Here is a 16,796-nt window from a genome sequence, read left to right as displayed (position 1 = left end):
GGGCAACGCATTCCGGGCTAGCGCGGCGGGTGCATCACCCGCATCAGGATGGCCACGCCGAGCCCCCAGGTGCCGTTGAGCGCCAGGCCAAGACCCACACCGTGCAGGCTCAGGCCGTCGAGAATCGCGGGCATTGGCTGACCCTTGAGCCACTGAACGACGAACAGATACGCCAGCGTCGGACCGACGGCGCCGAGAATGAACGCGCCCACGTAGTAGCCTGCAGCGAGCGCGCGCCGGATAAGCAGCCACAGCAGCACACCCCAGAGACCACCCCAGAACGCCAGCGACACCACCGCCGGCACGCCCAGCGGCGGCACCGGCGCCATATTCCATACGCTCGCCGCGCGCAGCCCGGCATTGTCGAACACCCAGAGCAGGCCTTGGTGAAACGTGAGCGTGGAAACGAAGCCGGCGACGAATGCCTTGATGTACGCGAACATGAACAGCCTTGTGTGAATTGAACGAGATATGCGGCGCGTCTAGCGCCCGCGTGCGGTGTCGGCGGTCTGGTTGAACAGACGCTGGCGGGCCTCCTCGCTTTTCGGCTGGCCGCCCCGCCACTGCTTGCCCAGATCGACGCCGCGCTGTACGGCCGGACGTGTCTTGACCCGCTGCCGCCAGGCGGCAACATTCGGGAAATCGTCCAGCGGCTGGCCCATGGCCTTCGCGATCAGCACCCAGGGCCAGTTGACGATATCGGCGATGGTGTAGACCCCGCCCACCAGATAGTCACGCCCTTCCAGACGGCGTTCCAGCACACCCAGACAGCGATGATATTCGCCGGTGTAACGCTTGTAGGAGTACGGATGGTCGCCGGGCGCGTAATTGACGAAATGGCTCATCTGGCCGCCCATCGGGCCCAGATTGCCGACCTGCCAGAACAGCCACTCGTCGACTTCCTTTCGCTGCCGCGGATCTGCGGGCAGGAACTGGCCGGCCTTGTCGGCGAGATAGCGCGCGATCGCGCCGGACTCGAAGATCGGCAACGGTTGATCGCCGTAACCCGGCGCCGGCTCGTGGTCGACGATGGCCGGCATGCGGTTGTTCGGCGATATGGCGAGAAAGGCCGGCTCGAACTGATCGCCGGCATTGATATCCACCGGGATCAGCTTGTAGTCCAGACCCAGTTCCTCGAGCAGAATCGAGATTTTCCAGCCGTTGGGTGTCGGCCAGTAGTAGAAGTCGATCATGGCGTAGGCGCGTCCTTGCCGTCGGCGGCAGCCCCGTCGTCAAACAAGGCCTGAATGGCATCGGCATCGTAGCCGCTCTCGCGCAGCGCGGCGGCCGTGTCGGCGCCCAGCGGCGGCGCGCCACGAAAGTCCGGCTGCGGCATGGCCGAAAAGCGTGCGGCCGGGCGCGCCTGACGCAGGCGGCCGGCCTGTTCGTGATCGGTTTCGACGAGGATCGCGTTGGCCGCGATCTGCTCGTGCGACAGCAGATCCGTACGGGTCAGCACCGGCGCACAGGGCACGCCATGCGCGGTCAGCCGCTCGAGCCAGTGCTCGGCGCTGTTTTCAACAAGCTGTGCCTGGGTCATCTCCAGCCGTGCGTTGATGTTGTCCTGACGCGCGGCCGGTGTGGCGAAACGCGGGTCGTCGTTCCATTCCGGTGTGCCGAGCGCGGCGAGCAGCGCCTGCCATTCCTTGTCGGTCTGCACCGCGACGCTGATATAGCCCGTGGTTGTTTCGTAGATCAGATCGATGAAGCTGGCGGCCTTGGCCTGGTCGAACTCGTCGCCGACGAAGGTCTGGCTGTTCATGTCCGAATGCCAGAGAAAATCGATCACCGCATCGAGCATGGAGACATGCACATGCTGACCGGGCGCGCCATTGGCGCGCGCCAGCAGGGCCGCGGTGATGGCCTGGGCGGCGACATAGCCGGTGAGCTTGTCCGGCACGATCGTACGCACCAGGCGCGGGCGCGCCGTATCCGCGCCCCCCTGGATGCTCGCCAGGCTCGACAGCGCCTGCACAAGCGGGTCGTACACCGGATAGGTCGCATAGGGGCCGGCGGCCCCGAAACCGCTGATCGAGCAGTAGACGATGTCCGGCGCCACGGCCCGAATAGCCTCCTCGCCAAGGCCCATGCGCTCGACTACGCCCGGGCGGAAATTCTGTACGAACACGTCGGCGTTCTCGCACAGCCGCAACAGCGCCTCGCGGCCGGCCGGCGCCTTGAGGTCGAGCGCGACCGAGCGCTTGTTCCGGTTGTTGTTCAGATAGCTCGCCGAGAAGCCGTGGCGCTGGTTCGACGCGAGCCGGGTGTAGTCGCCCACATCGGGACGCTCGATCTTGAGTACTTCCGCGCCCTGGTCGGCGAGCTGCATGGTCGCAAGCGGGCCCGAAACCATGGCCGTAAGGTCGATGACGCGATAGCCGGACAGCGGTTGTTTCATGCGCGAGAGTTTAATGCGAGCCGTAAGGGGCGCGAAAGCGGCACGCTTTTCTCGGTGCGTCCGGGCGGCGACAATAGCCGGCCAGGTTCGCCCGCCCACCATCAAGGATCGACATGACCACGCTCGGCACCCCAGGCTCGGATTCCGCTACCCGCATCATGCTGCTGGGCAGCGGCGAACTCGGCAAGGAAGTCGCCATCGAACTGTCACGGCTCGGCTGCGAGGTGATCGCGGTCGATCGCTATGCGCGCGCGCCGGCCATGCAGGTGGCGCATCGTCATCACATCGTCGACATGACCGATGGCGCCGCGATACGCGCAATCGTCGAACAGGAACGCCCCGCGCTCATCGTGCCCGAAATCGAGGCCATCGCCACGGCGACCCTCGTCGAACTCGAATCCGAAGGGTTTCAGGTGGTCCCCACCGCGCGCGCGGCGCAGCTGACCATGGACCGCGAGGGCATCCGGCGGCTGGCGGCCGAGGAACTGGGGCTGCCCACATCGCCTTATCGTTTCGCCGAAACCGAGGCCGACTATCGCGACGCTATCCGGGCCATCGGCCTGCCCTGCGTGGTCAAGCCGGTGATGTCCTCGTCGGGCAAGGGCCAGAGCACGGTACGCGGTGACGCCGATATCGACGCGGCCTGGGCGTATTCACAGTCGGGCGGGCGCGGCCGCAGGGGCGAGAACTCGCGTGTGATCGTCGAGGGTTTCGTCGAATTCGATTACGAGATCACGCTGTTGACCGTGCGTCACGTCGGCGGCACGAGCTTCTGTGCGCCGATCGGCCACCGCCAGGTCGACGGCGACTACCATGAATCCTGGCAGCCGCAGGCGATGAGCGATGCCGCGCTGGCCGAATCCCAGCGACAGGCGCGGGCGATCACCGACGCGCTGGGCGGATACGGGTTGTTCGGGGTCGAGCTGTTCGTGGCCGGCGATCGGGTCTGGTTTTCCGAAGTCTCGCCGCGTCCGCACGACACCGGGCTCGTGACGCTCATCAGCCAGAACCTGTCCGAGTTCGCGCTCCACGCGCGGGCCATTCTCGGGCTGCCGGTGCCGCTGATCGACCCGCGCGGGCCGTCCGCGTCCGCGGTGATCCTGGGCGAAGGCCAGAGCGAGTCGATGCGCTACAACGGGCTCGAACACGCGCTGACCGCGCCGGATACCGAACTGCGCCTGTTCGGCAAGCCGACCATCGACGGCGCACGCAGGCTCGGCGTCGCGCTCGCCCGCGGCGAAAACGTCGAGCAGGCACGCGACAAGGCGCGCACGAGCGCGGCGGCGATCCAGATCGACTATTGACGAGCCTGATGTCGAGCAAGGGTCTTATGCTCGATTCAGATACGGGAAAGCTGCCTTTCCTTTATACTTTCGTCCAAGTTCTGACAGGGGGCGCGATACTCGCGCGCACGACACAGAGCTTCATTTACCGAACTCAAGGAGTCGATCATGCAAAAGAAACTGACCACCATTCTCCTGGCCATGCTGCTTGGCCTGGGCACCCTCAGCCTGGCCGCCTGTGAAGAAGACGGCCCGGCCGAGAACGCGGGCGAAAGCATCGACAACGCCACCGACAATGCCCAGGACAGCATGGAAGAAGCCGGCGACAGCATGCAGGACAGCATGGAAGAAGCCGGTGACGAGATGGAAGACGCGGCCGACGACAACAGCTAAGCTGTTTTTCCGCGCAATCTCGTATTGCCAGAAGGCCCGTCGCGATCCGCGGCGGGCCTTTTTAATGGGCGCCATGGGGTGGGCGTGGCCCGCTCAATCGGGAGAGTCGATTCAATGACGAACGATCAGGATGCTTCGTTAACCCCGCCGGTCGCGCTGGTGACCGGCGCCGCACGCGGCATCGGCCGCGCCGTCACGCGCCGGTTGCTGGGCGACGGTTATCACGTGGGCGCGCTCGACCACGACGCCAGCGCGCTGGCCGATCTGCAGACCGGCCTCGCGGCGGGTCTGCGCGCGCACTGTCAGACGCTGGTTGCCGACGTGGCCGACGAGTCGGCGGTGCAGAGTGCGATCGAGCAGCTGGTTTCGACGCACGGCCAGCTCGACGTACTGGTCAATAATGCCGGGATCGCCGATCCGTTCAACGGCCCGATCGAGTCGCTGTCGCTCGCCGACTGGAATCGTGTCATCGGCACCAATCTCACCGGCTATTTCCTGTGCACGAAACACGCCGCGCCGCTGCTGCGTCGGCGCCGGGGCTGCATCGTCAACATGGCATCGAGCCGGGCCTACCAGTCCGAAGCCGAAACCGAAGCCTATGCCGCCAGCAAGGGCGGCATCGTCGCCCTCACCCATGCGTTGTCGATAAGCCTCGGCCCGGACGTGCGCGTGAACGCGGTCGCGCCCGGCTGGATCGACGTCCGTGACCAGCAGCCGGGCGACGACACGCCGGCGCCACTACGCGCAGTCGACCATGCACAACACCCGGGCGGCCGTGTCGGCGGTGGTGACGACATCTCGGGCCTGGTGGCCTTCCTCTGCAGCCCGGACGCCGGTTTCATCACCGGCCAGACGCTGGTCGCCGACGGCGGCATGACCCGCAAGATGATCTACCAGCACTAGAAATCACGAGCCACGGATCCGATCAACCCTGCGCGCGGGCATTCGGCCCGCGGTCAGCCGGCCAAGATATCCCGGTATTCACCGCCACCAGCGCGCATTTCGATTGTGCACAATACTTGTCTTTGCCATCCAACGGCCTTACCGTCAGACATGTCATTGACAAACAAGGAGTGATGTATGCCCGTTCGCAAGGCAAATGCGCAGTGGCAAGGTGATCTGAAGTCCGGCAAGGGCAACATGGCGCTGGACAGCGGGGCCTATGAAGGCCAGTTCTCGTTCAAGACGCGTTTCGAGGAAGGCAACGGCACCAACCCGGAAGAACTCGTCGGTGCTGCCCACGCCGGCTGCTTTTCCATGCAGTTCTCGGCCATGCTCGCCGAGGAAGGCCATGCGCCGGATTCGGTCCAGACCGAGGCAAAAGTGCATTTCTCGGTCGAGAATACGCCCACGATCGAGCGCATCGAGCTCATCACCCGCGGCAAGGTGCCCGGCATGGACGACGCGCAGTTCAAGGACATCGCGGCCAAGGCGAAGGACGCCTGCCCGGTTTCCCGTCTCTACAAGGGCGCTGAAATCACGCTCGACGCCGCGCTCGAAGGCTGAACACCTTCGCGCGGTCACGCGTGTCTTCATGATAGCCGGGCCCAGCGCCCGGCTTTTTTATGCCGGCTTGTCGCGCCCGAACGCCGGCCGACCGACAGCGCACCCGCTCGCATGGGCCCGGTGAGCGGCGAAAACCATGATTTTGGCGCGGCGGGCATTGTTTTTTCACTTATCGTCGCAAGGTCTTGTCTTTCATACGCGCCAATATTCAAGCGAGAAAAGCATGCAAGCCAAGCAGGACAGCGTCGTCAGCATTCATTACGTGCTGCGCGACACCGAGGGCGAAATCATCGATCAGTCCGGCGAGGAACAGCCGCTGTCGTATCTTCACGGCCACGGCAATATCGTGCCGGGTCTCGAGAAGGCGATCGAAGGCCACGCCGAAGGCGAAGAGGTCAAGGCGACCATCGAGCCGGAAGACGGCTACGGCCCCTACCGTGAAGAACTCGTGCAGAAGGTCAGCCGCGATGCGTTCCAGGGCGTCGACGAACTGGCACCCGGCATGAGCTTTCGCGCCGAATCCGATGCCGGTCCGATGATCGTGACCGTCAAGGAAGTCGAGGGCGAAGAAGTCACGGTGGACGGCAACCACGTGCTTGCGGGCCAGACGCTCGATTTTACCGTGAACATCGCGGAAGTCCGCGAAGCCAGCAGCGAAGAGATCGAGCACGGCCACGTGCACGATGGCTCGACGCACGGCTAGCATGCGGTGACCGGCGCGAGGCAGCGCCCGGGCGCGATATGGCGCGCGGGCGCTGCTTACCTGCGCCGATCGCTGTCGATGCAGCCCCAAGGAATGTCTTCGCACGGGAGACCAGATCATGAGTGAACCGGTTCTTCTGATTACCGGCGCTTCCAGCGGGATCGGCGCCGCCACCGCGCGTCATGCGGTGGAACAGGGCTATCGCGTGGCGCTCGCCGCGCGCTCGGCCGACAAGCTCGAAGCATTGGTCGACGAGCTCGGCGGCGCCGACTTGGCGCTGGCCGTGAGTTGCGACGTGACCGACAAGACCTCTCAGCAGCAGATGGTGTCGAACACGCTCGCGCATTTCGGCCGTATCGATGCCGTGTTCGCCAATGCCGGCATCGGCGGCAAGCCGGGCGGCTTCTGCGGGGCCGATAGCGATGTCTGGAAGGACATGATCCTGACCAACGTCTACGGTGTGGGTCTGACGATTCAGGCCTGTGCCGATGCGCTCAAGCAAAGCCGCGGGCATCTGTTGATCACCGGTTCGGCTGCCGGTCGTGCCACGATCCCCGGTTCCATGTACAGCGCGACCAAATGGGCGGTCTCCGCGATCGGCTATGGCGTGCGTGAGGAACTGCGCGGTACCGGTGTACGCGTCACGCTCATAGAGCCGGGCATGGTCGATACCCCGTTCTTCGACGACAAGCCGGAACATGCGCTCACCGATCGTGACATCGCGGAGGCCATACTGTTCTCCCTGTCGCGTCCGGCGAGCGTCGATGTCAACGAGATACTCGTACGGCCGACGCCGAAGATCGAAGACTGACCGCGCGAGCGCCCGATAGCTATGCCGAGACCGGGCATGAAAAAACCCGGCGTTGTTCGCAACGCCGGGTTTTTTTGTCCCACCGTTTCGCCGGTTGCGGCTATTCCACGAGCAGGAAGGCGGCGATCCAGCCGGTGCGGCCGTCGTCGAACCGGATACGGCGCCAGTCCTTTTCACGGCCGGTGACCATCACGCGCTCGTTACGCTTGGCCTGAAACTTGACGCCGTTCCCGGTCGAGGGCCCGGAACGCACGTTGACCACATCGCCACCGATATAGCGGATCGGCCCGGTTTCGGATACCGCCTGCGGCAAGGCCTCGCCACTGTCCTGGCCACCGCCGCGCTGACCCGAGCCGGCCTGCTGGCCGCCGCCATCGTCGGCATTGCGCAACGGCGCCGTGCTGCCGGCAAGCAGGAAACCGGCGACCCAGCCCACCGTGTAGTCGTCGCGGAACACGACCTGTGCCCAGTCGCTGCGCGTGTCCAGAACCGCGACACGCGTGTTGCGATCGGCCTGGCGCAGTACGCGCCCGCGGGTACTCGGCTGGCTGCGGATGTTGACGTTGTCGCCGTCGATACGCGACTGGGGCAGATTCTGCATGATCTGCGGCAGATTGTTCTTGGCCGAGCTATTGCCGGCTTCGGCCGCCTTCGCCGCCCATTTCGCGGCCTCGCCAAGATCCTGCTTTACCCCCTGCCCGCGCACGTAAAGCACGGCGAGGTTGTTCTGGGCGGCGGGCTCGCCGTGTTCGGCGGCGCGCTTGAACCATTCCGCGGCCTTGGCGCTGCTCTTTTCCACCCCGTGTCCGGACTGGTACATGATGCCGAGGTTGTGTTCGGCCTTGGCGTAGTTCTGCGCGGCGGCCTTCTCGTACCATTGCCGCGCCTTGGCGTAGTCCTGCTCGACGCCGTAGCCCTCGTCGTAGAGCACGCCCATGTTGTACTGGGCATTGGCGTTGCCGTTGTCGGCGAGCGGGCGAGCCGTCTTGAGAACTTCCGCGGCCTCTTCTTCGCTGGGCGCCTGTGCCACGGCGCTGGTCACGCTCGCGAAGGCGGTGAACGCTATAACCGCGAGCCGTGCGATCGCTGTCTTTTTCATGCTCAATCCTTGCATTGCGGCCTTCTGACGGCCGCGAACCCCTCATTGAAAGTGCTTTTAACCAGACCCGAAGCGCACGGTCAAATAGCCGGCGCCGGCGCGTCTGTCCCCCTGCAACTACGGCCCCGCCGCCGAATCCGGGGCGTGCACGCCGTAGCGTACACGAGCCCAGCCGTACATCGCCGCACCGCCGATCATCCAGACACCGAAAATGACCCATTCCACCGGCAACAGCGCCGACGGGCTGCCCGGCAGATACAGTGCGACAAGCGCAAGCGACAGCGCGATGGCTACTATACCGACGCCCTTGCCACCCGGCACGAGAAACGGCCGCTGCATCTCCGGTTCGCGGTAGCGCAGCACCACGAACGACGCGGCGACGAACAGATAGGCGAGCACGATGCCGAGCCCGCCGGCATCCACAAGCCAGACCATGGCGCTGCGGCCGAGCAGCGGCGCCAGCGAACTGACCGCGCCAATCAGCAGAATCGCGTTCGTCGGCGTGTTGTAGCGCGGATGCAGCTCGGCAAACATGCGCGGCAGCATGTCGGCCTTGGCGAGCGCATAGATCGCGCGCGAGCCACCGATATAGAACGCATTCCAGCTGGTGAGAATACCGGCCATGCCCGCCAGCACCATGAGCTTTCCAGCCCAGTTGCTGGAAAAGGCCGCCGCCATCGCGTCCGGCACAGCCAGCGAGTCCGGATCGATCGCGTCCGGGCCAAGGGACAGGGCCGTCCCGAAGATGATCGCCGCGTACCATAACACCGCGAGCAACACCGAAAACATCAGCAGGCGGCCGATATCACGCTGTGGCAGATCGATTTCCTCGGCGGCCTGCGGAATCACGTCGAAGCCGACGAACATGAACGGCACCATCACGAGCACGCTCATGATGCCGCCCGGCACCGAGTTGTCGCCGGTGAACAGCGGGGTCAGGTTGCCGCCATCGCCGGTGAACAGCGCGCCGGTGAGAAACATCAGGCCGACGACCACGATCAACGCGGTCACCAGCTTCTGCACCAGCGCCGCGGTGCGGATGCCGATGTAGTTGATCCACATCATCAGCAGCGACCCGGCCACGCCGACCGCTACCCATGTCGCCTCGACATTCCAGCCGGCGATGGTCCAGAGATGGCCGACGCTATAGCCCGGTACGAGATTCTCCACCACCGTCGGCAGCGCCACGGCCTCGAACGACACCACGGTCATGTAACCGAGCACGATCGCCCAGGTGCATACGAACGACGCCAGATGGCCCAGCCCCCGATAGCTGTACACGTGCTCGCCGCCCGCCTGTGGCATGGCCGCCGCCAGCTCGGCGTAGGTGAGCCCGACCAAGACAATCGCCACGCCGCCAATCAGAAAGGCGCTGACCGCACCCAGACTACCCGCGGACAGAATCCAGGTGCCGGTCATCACGATCCAGCCCCAGCCGATCATCGCGCCGAAGGCGAGTGCCAGCACATCCTTGCGGGCCAGAACACGCACGAACCGTGGTGTCTCACCGCTGATCGTCATCGATTACCCCCGGCCCCGTCGGGCCGTTGCATGTTCGCGCTCTCTCCCTGAACTCAGCCTATCACCGCCCGCCTTCGGCCGGTGTAACGACCGCGTAACGGGTGACGAACACCGCCACGGCCTCGTCGACCACCGCATCCATGTCCGCGACCGCGGGCGTGATCCCCAGAAGCGCGCGAATCTGCAGGTCGCCGCGCAGGGCGCCGAGGAACTGGGCGGCGACCAGCGCGCAGTCGCAATCGCCGATCAGGCCGTGGGCGCGTGCCTGCTCGAGATAAGTGCGCACACTGGCCAGCGTACGTCCCGGCGCGCTGTCGTAGAAAATCGTTCCCAGTTCGGGAAACCGCGGCAGTTCGGCCGCCACCATGCGCAGCAGCGTCAGATTCTGTGCCGACAGGATTGCCTGCAGAAAGGCATGACCGATCGTCGACAGGGCCTGCGCGAGCGGCAGGCCGGCCACGTCCTGCGGCAGGGCCATGCGCTCGTGCACGCGCCGGCATTCCCGCTGGGTGGTGGCTGCAAACAGGGCCTGCTTGCTCGCGTAATGGGCATAGACCGTGGCCTTCGACACCCCGGCGCGGGCGGCGATGGCATCCATGCTGGTGGCCCCGAAACCGTGCTCGATGAACAACGCACGGGCGGCGTCGAGCACGAGCACGGACTTGGCCGGCGTTTCGGCTTCTATGTTGTCGCGCTCACTCACCTTCGACTCCCGTTGGATGCGGACCGGCCCGCGCCGGCGCTTGCGTGTATTTGACAGTTATTGTCATATGCATCTAAATTACCCGAACTGAACTGAACCGTACAGTTCAGCCGTTTCACCCGCCGGCCACCTGCCATGCCCGCCACGACCACGCCTTCGGGCCACTCGCGTATTGCCTTCGCGCCCGTGCGACGCCGCGCCTGCATGGGCGCACTCGTTATCGCCCTGCTTGCCGGCTGCGCCGCAGGGCCCGACTACGAGCGCCCCGCCGCGGCGCCCGACGACGCCTACGACATACCGCAGGCCACGGCAGGCCACGAGGCCTCCGCGGCGCTCACCCGTCAGATGTTCGATCGCGCCGGCGCGGTACGGGCGGACTGGTATCGCGTATTCGGCTCGGACAAGCTCGACGGCCTGATCGAGCGGGCGCTCTCCGACAGTCCGACGCTCGCCGCCGGACGCGCACGGCTCAATGCAGCACGCGAGGCCGTGAACGCCAGTCAGGGGCACTGTTCCCGCAAATCGGCGCGTCGGCCGGCGTGTCGCGTCAACGCGCCAGCGGCATCGAACTGGGCATCGACGACCCGATGTTCATCAACGTCTTCAACCTGTACAGCGGCCGGATCAGTGCCAGCTACGATCTCGACGTATTCGGCAAGAACCGCCGCCGGATCGAGCGCAGCGAAGCGCAACTCGACTTCGCGCGTTACCAGGTGCTCGACACCTACGTGACGCTGGTGAACAACCTCGTCGCCACGGCCGTCGCCGAGGCCGGTCTCAATGCGGCGATCGACACCACCCGGCAGATCATCGACAGCCAGCAGCGCACGCTCGACATCGTCGAGGAGCAGGTGCGCTACGGCGCGGCCATCGATGCCGACGCCTCCCAGATTCGTACGCGTCTGGCGCGCACGCGCGCCTCGCTCGAGCCGTTGCGCAAGCAACGCGCGATCGCGGTCAACCGCATGGCCACGCTCGTGGGCGCCGCGCCCGGCGACTTCGACGATCCGCAGTTCGTCATGGATGAACTCACGCTGCCCGACACGCTGCCGGTGAGCGTGCCGAGCGCGCTGGTGCGCCAGCGACCGGACATCCTCGCCGCCGAAGCGCTGGTACATGCCGCCAGTGCACAGATCGGCATCGCCAGTGCCAACTTGCTGCCGGATTTCTCGATCACCGGTTCCTACAGCCGCGAAGGGCTCGCCCTGGGCGATCTAACCGATCCAATGAATGCGCTCTGGCAACTGGGTGCTTCGGTGAGCGCGCCGCTGTTTGCCGGCGGGCGGCTGCGCGCACAGAAACGCGCCGCCCAGCAGCAGTACGTTGCGGCCCTGGCCGACTACCGGGCGACCGCGCTGGCCGCCTTCGGCGAGGTCTCCAACAGTCTGCGCTCGATCGAATCCGACGCCCGCGCGCTGCGCGACCAGCAGGATGCCGCCGAGCAGGCGCGCCGTAATCTCAAAACCGTGCGTGCCCGCGTGAACAACGGCGCCGCCAGCCATATCTCGCTCTACACCGCCGAGGCGCAGTACCAGCAGACGCTGCTCGACGTCGCAAGCGCGCGTGTTACCCGCTACAGCGACAGCGCCGATCTCTTCCTCGCCCTCGGCGGCGGCTGGTGGAATGCCGACACGTCGCCGCTCGCCACGCCGGACGACGCCACCACGGCATCCGTCGATTAAAGGAACGCCCATGGCCGATCAATCCAACACGCCCGCTCCCTCCCGCCGCGAGAACCGCCCCGCCCGCACGGGCAACCCGCGACGCAAGTGGTACCTGCTCGGCCTGGCCGCCGTGTTCCTTCTCATCGGCGTGGCCTACGGCGCGTATTACCTGCTCGTTGCGCAATTCTATGCCGAGACGGACGACGCCTATGTCCACGGCAACCGCATCATGCTCACGCCGCAACGTGGCGGCACCGTCACCGCGATCCATGCGGACGACACCGACCGCGTGAACGCCGGTGATACGGTCGTCGAGCTCGACGACACCGATGTCGACAACGCGCTGGAAAACGCCAGTGCCGGCCTCGCGCGGGCCGCGCGTCATGTCCACCAGCTGTTCGCCCAGGCGGACGCCCAGCGCGCCACCGTGGCCATGTACAGCACCCAGCTCGAGCAGGCGCGCCGCGACTTCAATCGCGACCAGCGCTTGGTCAAGGTCCACGGCGTGACGCAGAAGGCTTTCGAACACAGCCGCGCGACCTATCAGCAGGCACAGTCGCAGCTGGCCGCGGCAAGGCATCGCTTGACCGAACTCGAGGCCCAGACCGAGGGCACCACCCTGCGCGGTCATCCTGAAGTGCGCCAGGCAGCGGCGACCCTGCGCGCTGCCTGGCTCGACGTTCGCCGCAGCCGTGTGCCCGCGCCGGTATCCGGTTATGTCGCACAGCGCGACGTGCAACTCGGCCAGCGCGTCGACCCGAGCAAGCCGATGCTGGCGATCGTGCCCATCGACCAGGTCTGGGTGAACGCCAATTTCAAGGAGACCCAGCTCGCGGCCATGCGCATCGGTCAGCCCGCCGACGTATATTCGGATTTCTACGGCGACGAAACCCACTACCACGGCCACGTCGCCGGCATCAGCCCCGGTACCGGCGCGGCCTTCGAGCTGCTGCCGCCGCAGAACGCCTCGGGCAACTGGATCAAGATCGTGCGCCGCGTGCCGGTCCGCATCGTCATCGACGAGGACGATCTTTCGGGTCATCCGCTGCGTATCGGCCTGTCCATGCATGTCAGCGTCGATCTGCACGACACCAGCGGCAAACCGCTGGCCGAACACGCCCCCGAATCCACGCGCATGCGCACCGATGTCTATCGCCAGCGTGACGACGGCGCCGCACAGCTGATCGATCGCATCATCGCGGTCAACGACGGCGACCCCGCCACGACGGCCGCCGCACCCGCGAACACCATCGGCCGGCTTTCGCCGCAGTCATGAGCACCACCGCCGACGACAGCGCCCCGGCGCCGCTGCCGCCGGGCGCGCTGGTACTCGTCACCCTGAGTCTGGCGCTGGCGGTGTTCATGAACGTGCTGGATGTGTCGATCGCCAACGTGTCGATTCCGACCATCGCCGGCAACCTGGGCGTGTCCACCAGCAACGGGACGTGGGTGATCACGTCGTTCGCGGTGGCCAACGCGATTGCGGTACCGGTCTCCGGCTGGCTGGCCAAGCGCGTGGGCGAAGTGAAGCTGTTCGTGTGGTGCACGGTGCTGTTCACCCTGTTCTCGTTTTTGTGCGGCATTTCCGGATCGTTCGTGATGCTGCTGGTGATGCGCGCCGCGCAGGGGGTGGTCGCCGGGCCCATGATCCCGCTGTCCCAGAGCCTGCTACTGGCCAACTATTCGCCGGAAAAGCGCGGCTTCGCCAACGGCATCTGGGGGATGACCGCCGTAGTCGGGCCGGTGGCCGGGCCCATTCTCGGCGGCTGGATCACCGACAACGTGAGCTGGTCGTGGATCTTCTATATCAACGTGCCGGTGGGGATATTCGCCGCGGCCGGCACCTGGTTCATCCTGCGCAACCGCGAAACCGAAACCCAGAAGCTGCCGATCGACCTCGTGGGCCTGGCGCTTCTGATCGTCGGTGTCGGTGCGCTGCAGATCATGCTCGACAAGGGCAACGACGAGGCCTGGTTCCAGTCGCCGTTCATCGTCACGCTCGCGATCACGGCAACCGTGTTCCTGGCCTTCTTCGTGGTTTGGGAGCTGACCGACGACAACCCAGTGGTGACCTCAAACTGTTCGGCCGGCGCAATTTCACCATCGCCACGTTGTGCGTGACGCTCGGCTTCATGACCTATTTCGCGGGCGTGGTGCTGCTGCCGCTCTGGCTGCAGAATGAGCAGGGCTACACGCCGACCTGGGCCGGTATCACCACCGCCTCGCTGGGCCTGATGGGCGCCATTTTCTCGCCCATCGTCGGCCGGTTGACCGACAAGATCGATATCCGGGTGATCGTCACCTTCGGCATGCTGCTGTTCGCGGGGCTGTCGTTCGTCAAGGCCGACGCCAACACGCAGATCAGTTTCGAACAGCTGTTTCTCACCCGCCTGCCGTGGGGCATCGGGCTGGCCTGTTTCTTCATCCCGCTGATCACGCTGTCGCTGACCGGCCTGCCGAGCAGCAAGGTGGCCAGCGCCTCCGGGCTGTTCAACTTCATGCGCCTGATCGCCCTGAGTTTCGGCACCTCGCTTTCGGTGACGATGTGGGATCGACGGCAGGCCTACCACGATCATGTGCTGAGTGCGCACACGTCGATGTCCGACCCGCTGACACAGCAATGGCTCGCGCAGGCACAGGCCCAGGGCCTGACCGAACATCAGGCCTACGGCGCGCTGGCACGCACGATTTCGGAGCAGTCGTTCATGCTCGGCCTGAACGAGATGTATTTCCTTGCCGGCTGCGTGTTTCTGTCGCTTACCGTCCTGGTCTGGCTTTCGCGCCCGCGGGGCTGATCCCCCGCCGCCCGGTCGCGCCACCGGCAACCGCTGCGCTGTCACTCGCGCTGGATTTGCGCATCCACACCGCCCGCTTTACCGGCGACACGCATTGGCGCAGCACAACACACAATTCAGGCGATGCCGCACAAGTATCGCGCTAGCGCTTGTCGCGTCTGCAAAACTCTGGCCGCGCCGATGTCGCCCGCTCGGGAGCGACACGAATCGCGATCGGGCTCAAGCTTCACGCCGATCTGTTCGATGTTACTGTATAACCCGCAGTTCGCTGCGGCAGAACACGACGCCACGGTTGGGGACCGGGGCAGACGATCATGCGACTGTTACGAAACTTTTACCGCTGGCCGCCGTCGAAGGCGACTGTTGGGCAAAAGCTTTCGCTGCAAGAGCGCGAGGAACCGAGGGCAATAGATGCGTTGGTTGGATTTTTTGCGTGCCGGCTCGCACGGCGCGCTGGGAATAGGTTTGTTCGTTTGTATGGGCAGCGCCCATGCAAACCCGTTCTCGCACGGTGCGAGCGCGAACCTGCACACCAGCGGCTTCAACAGCGCCGCCGTCCTCGGCACCCATGAGTCCCGCCCCCTGCTCGCGGCCCAGCTCGCGCCGGACGAGCGCCAGGCGCTGCTTGCCAAGAGCGCGCCGGAAATCACGCCCTGGCGCCAGATCACCGTCGAACCCGGCGATTCCCTGTCCAAGATCTTCTCGCGAGCCGGTCTGCCCGCGCGCGAATGGGTCGATCTGCTGGCACTCGGCGAGACCGTCAAACCGCTGGAGAGACTGCGCCCGGGCGATACGCTCGAGCTGCGCAAGACGACCGGCGGACGGCTCGCGGAATTGCGCTTCAAGCTCAACGCGGTCGATACGCTGTCTGTCAGCCGCACCGGGCTCGGCAGCGACACGGCCACGCCCGGCGCCCTCGAGGCCGAGATCGTGCATCTCGATACCCATACCCGGCGCCTGAGTGCGCGCGGCGTGGTCGACGGCTCGCTGGCGCAGTCGTTGTCGAGTGCGGGCGTGCCCCCGAACATCGCCACCCAGCTGGCGCATATCTACCGCTATCGCGCGAACCTGTCTCGCCACATGCATCCCGGCGACACCTTCAGCGTGGTTTATGACGCCGAGTATGCCGACGGCAAGCGCGTGGCGGCCGGGCCGGTGATCGCGGCGAGCATCACCACCGGCGGGCAGAACCTCAAGGCATTCCGTGCGGTCAACGACGACGGCGAAGCCCGCTACTACGACGCCGCGGGCAAACCCTACGAACCGTCGTTGTCGCGTCATCCGGTGAACTACAAGCGCGTGAGTTCGCCGTTCAACCCGAACCGCCTGCATCCCATATTGCGGGTGCGACGCCCGCACTGGGGCGTGGACTTCGCCGCAGCACGCGGTACGCCGATTCACGCAGCCGGGGACGGCGTGGTGACGTTCGTCGGCCGCAAGCACGGCTACGGTCGCATCGTGCAGCTGCGTCACTTCGATGGCTACACCACGCGCTACGGACACATGTATCAGTTCGTCGACGATCTCAAGAAAGGCGATCGGGTGCGCAAGGGCGACGTGATCGGCTATGTGGGCGCCACGGGCGAAGCCACCGGCCCGCATCTGCACTACGAGGTGCGGCGCAACGGCACGGCCCACAATCCCCTGACCATGCGGCTGCCTGACGGCCATTCCCTGGCGCAGGACCGGCTTGCCGCATTCACCAACCGTATCCAGCCGCTGATCGCCAAGCTCGACAACGTGCCGGACATGCCGAATACCCTGATCGCGTCGAGTGCAAGCGTGGACGCGCGACACGGCTGTACCCGTGCCAGCAGCGTGAACGCAGCGTTCGCGCTCGCGCCCGAGAACACGCGCAAGCGCCATTCACTGGCCGAGCTATTCTGCGTTGCGTCCACGGATACCAACGCCTGACCGGCG

General features: G+C 65.6%; 17 protein-coding genes. 11 read left to right on the top strand and 6 right to left on the bottom strand.

The window, feature by feature from the left end:
• Positions 1–17: 17 nt before the first annotated feature.
• The 3 genes from J7355_RS01955 to J7355_RS01945 are packed head-to-tail and all read right to left on the bottom strand — an operon-like array spanning position 18 to position 2,398.
• Positions 18–443, bottom strand: coding sequence for a hypothetical protein (locus J7355_RS01955; protein WP_209059363.1), 426 nt, complete (start codon positions 441–443; stop codon positions 18–20).
• A 39-nt stretch (positions 444–482) separates the two neighbouring features.
• Complete coding sequence (locus J7355_RS01950; protein WP_209059362.1) at positions 483–1,193, bottom strand: glutathione binding-like protein; 711 nt, start codon at positions 1,191–1,193, stop codon at positions 483–485.
• Entirely contained in the window at positions 1,190–2,398 is a 1,209-nt protein-coding gene (locus tag J7355_RS01945; protein ID WP_209059361.1) for a CaiB/BaiF CoA-transferase family protein, read from the bottom strand. Before J7355_RS01945 ends, J7355_RS01950 begins: the two co-directional genes overlap by 4 nt.
• Positions 2,399–2,511: 113 nt before the next feature.
• Here J7355_RS01945 and purT point away from each other — a divergent pair, with 113 nt between their 5' ends.
• From purT to J7355_RS01915, 6 genes are all read left to right on the top strand, one after another.
• Entirely contained in the window at positions 2,512–3,702 is a 1,191-nt protein-coding gene (purT, locus tag J7355_RS01940) for a formate-dependent phosphoribosylglycinamide formyltransferase (RefSeq protein WP_209059359.1), read from the top strand.
• A gap of 147 nt (positions 3,703–3,849) precedes the next feature.
• Positions 3,850–4,074: a hypothetical protein gene (locus tag J7355_RS01935; RefSeq protein WP_209059358.1), complete on the top strand. Its 225-nt coding sequence runs from the start codon at positions 3,850–3,852 to the stop codon at positions 4,072–4,074.
• A gap of 114 nt (positions 4,075–4,188) precedes the next feature.
• Positions 4,189–4,977 (top strand): SDR family oxidoreductase, encoded by a 789-nt coding sequence (locus J7355_RS01930; RefSeq protein WP_209059356.1) that lies wholly within the window; start codon positions 4,189–4,191, stop codon positions 4,975–4,977.
• Positions 4,978–5,154: 177 nt separating this feature from the next.
• Complete coding sequence (locus J7355_RS01925; protein WP_209059354.1) at positions 5,155–5,580, top strand: OsmC family protein; 426 nt, start codon at positions 5,155–5,157, stop codon at positions 5,578–5,580.
• A 223-nt stretch (positions 5,581–5,803) separates the two neighbouring features.
• Entirely contained in the window at positions 5,804–6,283 is a 480-nt protein-coding gene (locus tag J7355_RS01920; protein WP_209059352.1) for a peptidylprolyl isomerase, read from the top strand.
• A 118-nt stretch (positions 6,284–6,401) separates the two neighbouring features.
• Positions 6,402–7,094, top strand: a complete 693-nt coding sequence (locus J7355_RS01915; protein ID WP_209059350.1) for an SDR family oxidoreductase — start codon at positions 6,402–6,404, stop codon at positions 7,092–7,094.
• Between the two features lie 100 nt (positions 7,095–7,194).
• Here the strand turns inward: J7355_RS01915 and J7355_RS01910 are convergent, their stop codons facing one another.
• From J7355_RS01910 to J7355_RS01900, 3 genes are all read right to left on the bottom strand, one after another.
• Positions 7,195–8,193, bottom strand: a complete 999-nt coding sequence (locus tag J7355_RS01910; protein WP_209059348.1) for an SH3 domain-containing protein — start codon at positions 8,191–8,193, stop codon at positions 7,195–7,197.
• Between the two features lie 117 nt (positions 8,194–8,310).
• Positions 8,311–9,714 carry an APC family permease gene (locus J7355_RS01905; RefSeq protein WP_209059345.1) on the bottom strand — a complete coding sequence of 468 codons (1,404 nt, stop codon included), beginning with the start codon at positions 9,712–9,714 and terminating at the stop codon, positions 8,311–8,313.
• 61 nt (positions 9,715–9,775) lie between these two features.
• The gene (locus J7355_RS01900) at positions 9,776–10,417 is read right to left on the bottom strand and encodes a TetR/AcrR family transcriptional regulator (protein WP_209059343.1); all 642 of its coding nucleotides are present in this window, start codon (positions 10,415–10,417) and stop codon (positions 9,776–9,778) included.
• 77 nt (positions 10,418–10,494) lie between these two features.
• On the opposite strand from J7355_RS01900, the gene J7355_RS01895 reads away from it, so the two are divergent.
• The 5 genes from J7355_RS01895 (at position 10,495) to J7355_RS01880 (ending at position 16,790) form a co-directional block, all read left to right on the top strand.
• On the top strand, positions 10,495–12,099 hold the full coding sequence (locus tag J7355_RS01895) for an efflux transporter outer membrane subunit (protein WP_209059522.1): 1,605 nt from the start codon (positions 10,495–10,497) through the stop codon (positions 12,097–12,099).
• Between the two features lie 10 nt (positions 12,100–12,109).
• Positions 12,110–13,357 carry an efflux RND transporter periplasmic adaptor subunit gene (locus tag J7355_RS01890; protein ID WP_209059341.1) on the top strand — a complete coding sequence of 416 codons (1,248 nt, stop codon included), beginning with the start codon at positions 12,110–12,112 and terminating at the stop codon, positions 13,355–13,357.
• Positions 13,354–14,202, top strand: a complete 849-nt coding sequence (locus tag J7355_RS17605; RefSeq protein ID WP_247739687.1) for a DHA2 family efflux MFS transporter permease subunit — start codon at positions 13,354–13,356, stop codon at positions 14,200–14,202. Before J7355_RS01890 ends, J7355_RS17605 begins: the two co-directional genes overlap by 4 nt.
• Positions 14,121–14,876 (top strand): MFS transporter, encoded by a 756-nt coding sequence (locus J7355_RS17600; RefSeq protein WP_348522983.1) that lies wholly within the window; start codon positions 14,121–14,123, stop codon positions 14,874–14,876. Before J7355_RS17605 ends, J7355_RS17600 begins: the two co-directional genes overlap by 82 nt.
• A 411-nt stretch (positions 14,877–15,287) precedes the next feature.
• Positions 15,288–16,790 (top strand): peptidoglycan DD-metalloendopeptidase family protein, encoded by a 1,503-nt coding sequence (locus J7355_RS01880; protein ID WP_209059339.1) that lies wholly within the window; start codon positions 15,288–15,290, stop codon positions 16,788–16,790.
• The last annotated feature ends 6 nt before the right edge of the window (positions 16,791–16,796 follow it).

Source organism: Endozoicomonas sp. G2_2 (assembly GCF_017744135.1).
Classification (GTDB): domain Bacteria; phylum Pseudomonadota; class Gammaproteobacteria; order Nevskiales; family Salinisphaeraceae; genus Salinisphaera.
This window is presented reverse-complemented; position numbering and strand designations above follow the sequence as displayed.

Bases quoted from the DNA above. Each gene is read 5' to 3' on its own strand.
- J7355_RS01880 (WP_209059339.1), top strand. From the start codon at position 15,288: ATGCGTTGGTTGGATTTTTTGCGTGCCGGCTCGCACGGCGCGCTGGGA.
- J7355_RS01890 (WP_209059341.1), top strand. From the start codon at position 12,110: ATGGCCGATCAATCCAACACGCCCGCTCCCTCCCGCCGCGAGAACCGC.
- J7355_RS01950 (WP_209059362.1), bottom strand. From the start codon at position 1,193: ATGATCGACTTCTACTACTGGCCGACACCCAACGGCTGGAAAATCTCG.
- J7355_RS01925 (WP_209059354.1), top strand. From the start codon at position 5,155: ATGCCCGTTCGCAAGGCAAATGCGCAGTGGCAAGGTGATCTGAAGTCC.
- J7355_RS01955 (WP_209059363.1), bottom strand. From the start codon at position 443: ATGTTCGCGTACATCAAGGCATTCGTCGCCGGCTTCGTTTCCACGCTC.
- J7355_RS01905 (WP_209059345.1), bottom strand. From the start codon at position 9,714: ATGACGATCAGCGGTGAGACACCACGGTTCGTGCGTGTTCTGGCCCGC.
- J7355_RS01920 (WP_209059352.1), top strand. From the start codon at position 5,804: ATGCAAGCCAAGCAGGACAGCGTCGTCAGCATTCATTACGTGCTGCGC.
- J7355_RS17605 (WP_247739687.1), top strand. From the start codon at position 13,354: ATGAGCACCACCGCCGACGACAGCGCCCCGGCGCCGCTGCCGCCGGGC.
- J7355_RS01945 (WP_209059361.1), bottom strand. From the start codon at position 2,398: ATGAAACAACCGCTGTCCGGCTATCGCGTCATCGACCTTACGGCCATG.
- J7355_RS01910 (WP_209059348.1), bottom strand. From the start codon at position 8,193: ATGAAAAAGACAGCGATCGCACGGCTCGCGGTTATAGCGTTCACCGCC.
- J7355_RS01935 (WP_209059358.1), top strand. From the start codon at position 3,850: ATGCAAAAGAAACTGACCACCATTCTCCTGGCCATGCTGCTTGGCCTG.
- J7355_RS01930 (WP_209059356.1), top strand. From the start codon at position 4,189: ATGACGAACGATCAGGATGCTTCGTTAACCCCGCCGGTCGCGCTGGTG.
- purT (WP_209059359.1), top strand. From the start codon at position 2,512: ATGACCACGCTCGGCACCCCAGGCTCGGATTCCGCTACCCGCATCATG.
- J7355_RS01915 (WP_209059350.1), top strand. From the start codon at position 6,402: ATGAGTGAACCGGTTCTTCTGATTACCGGCGCTTCCAGCGGGATCGGC.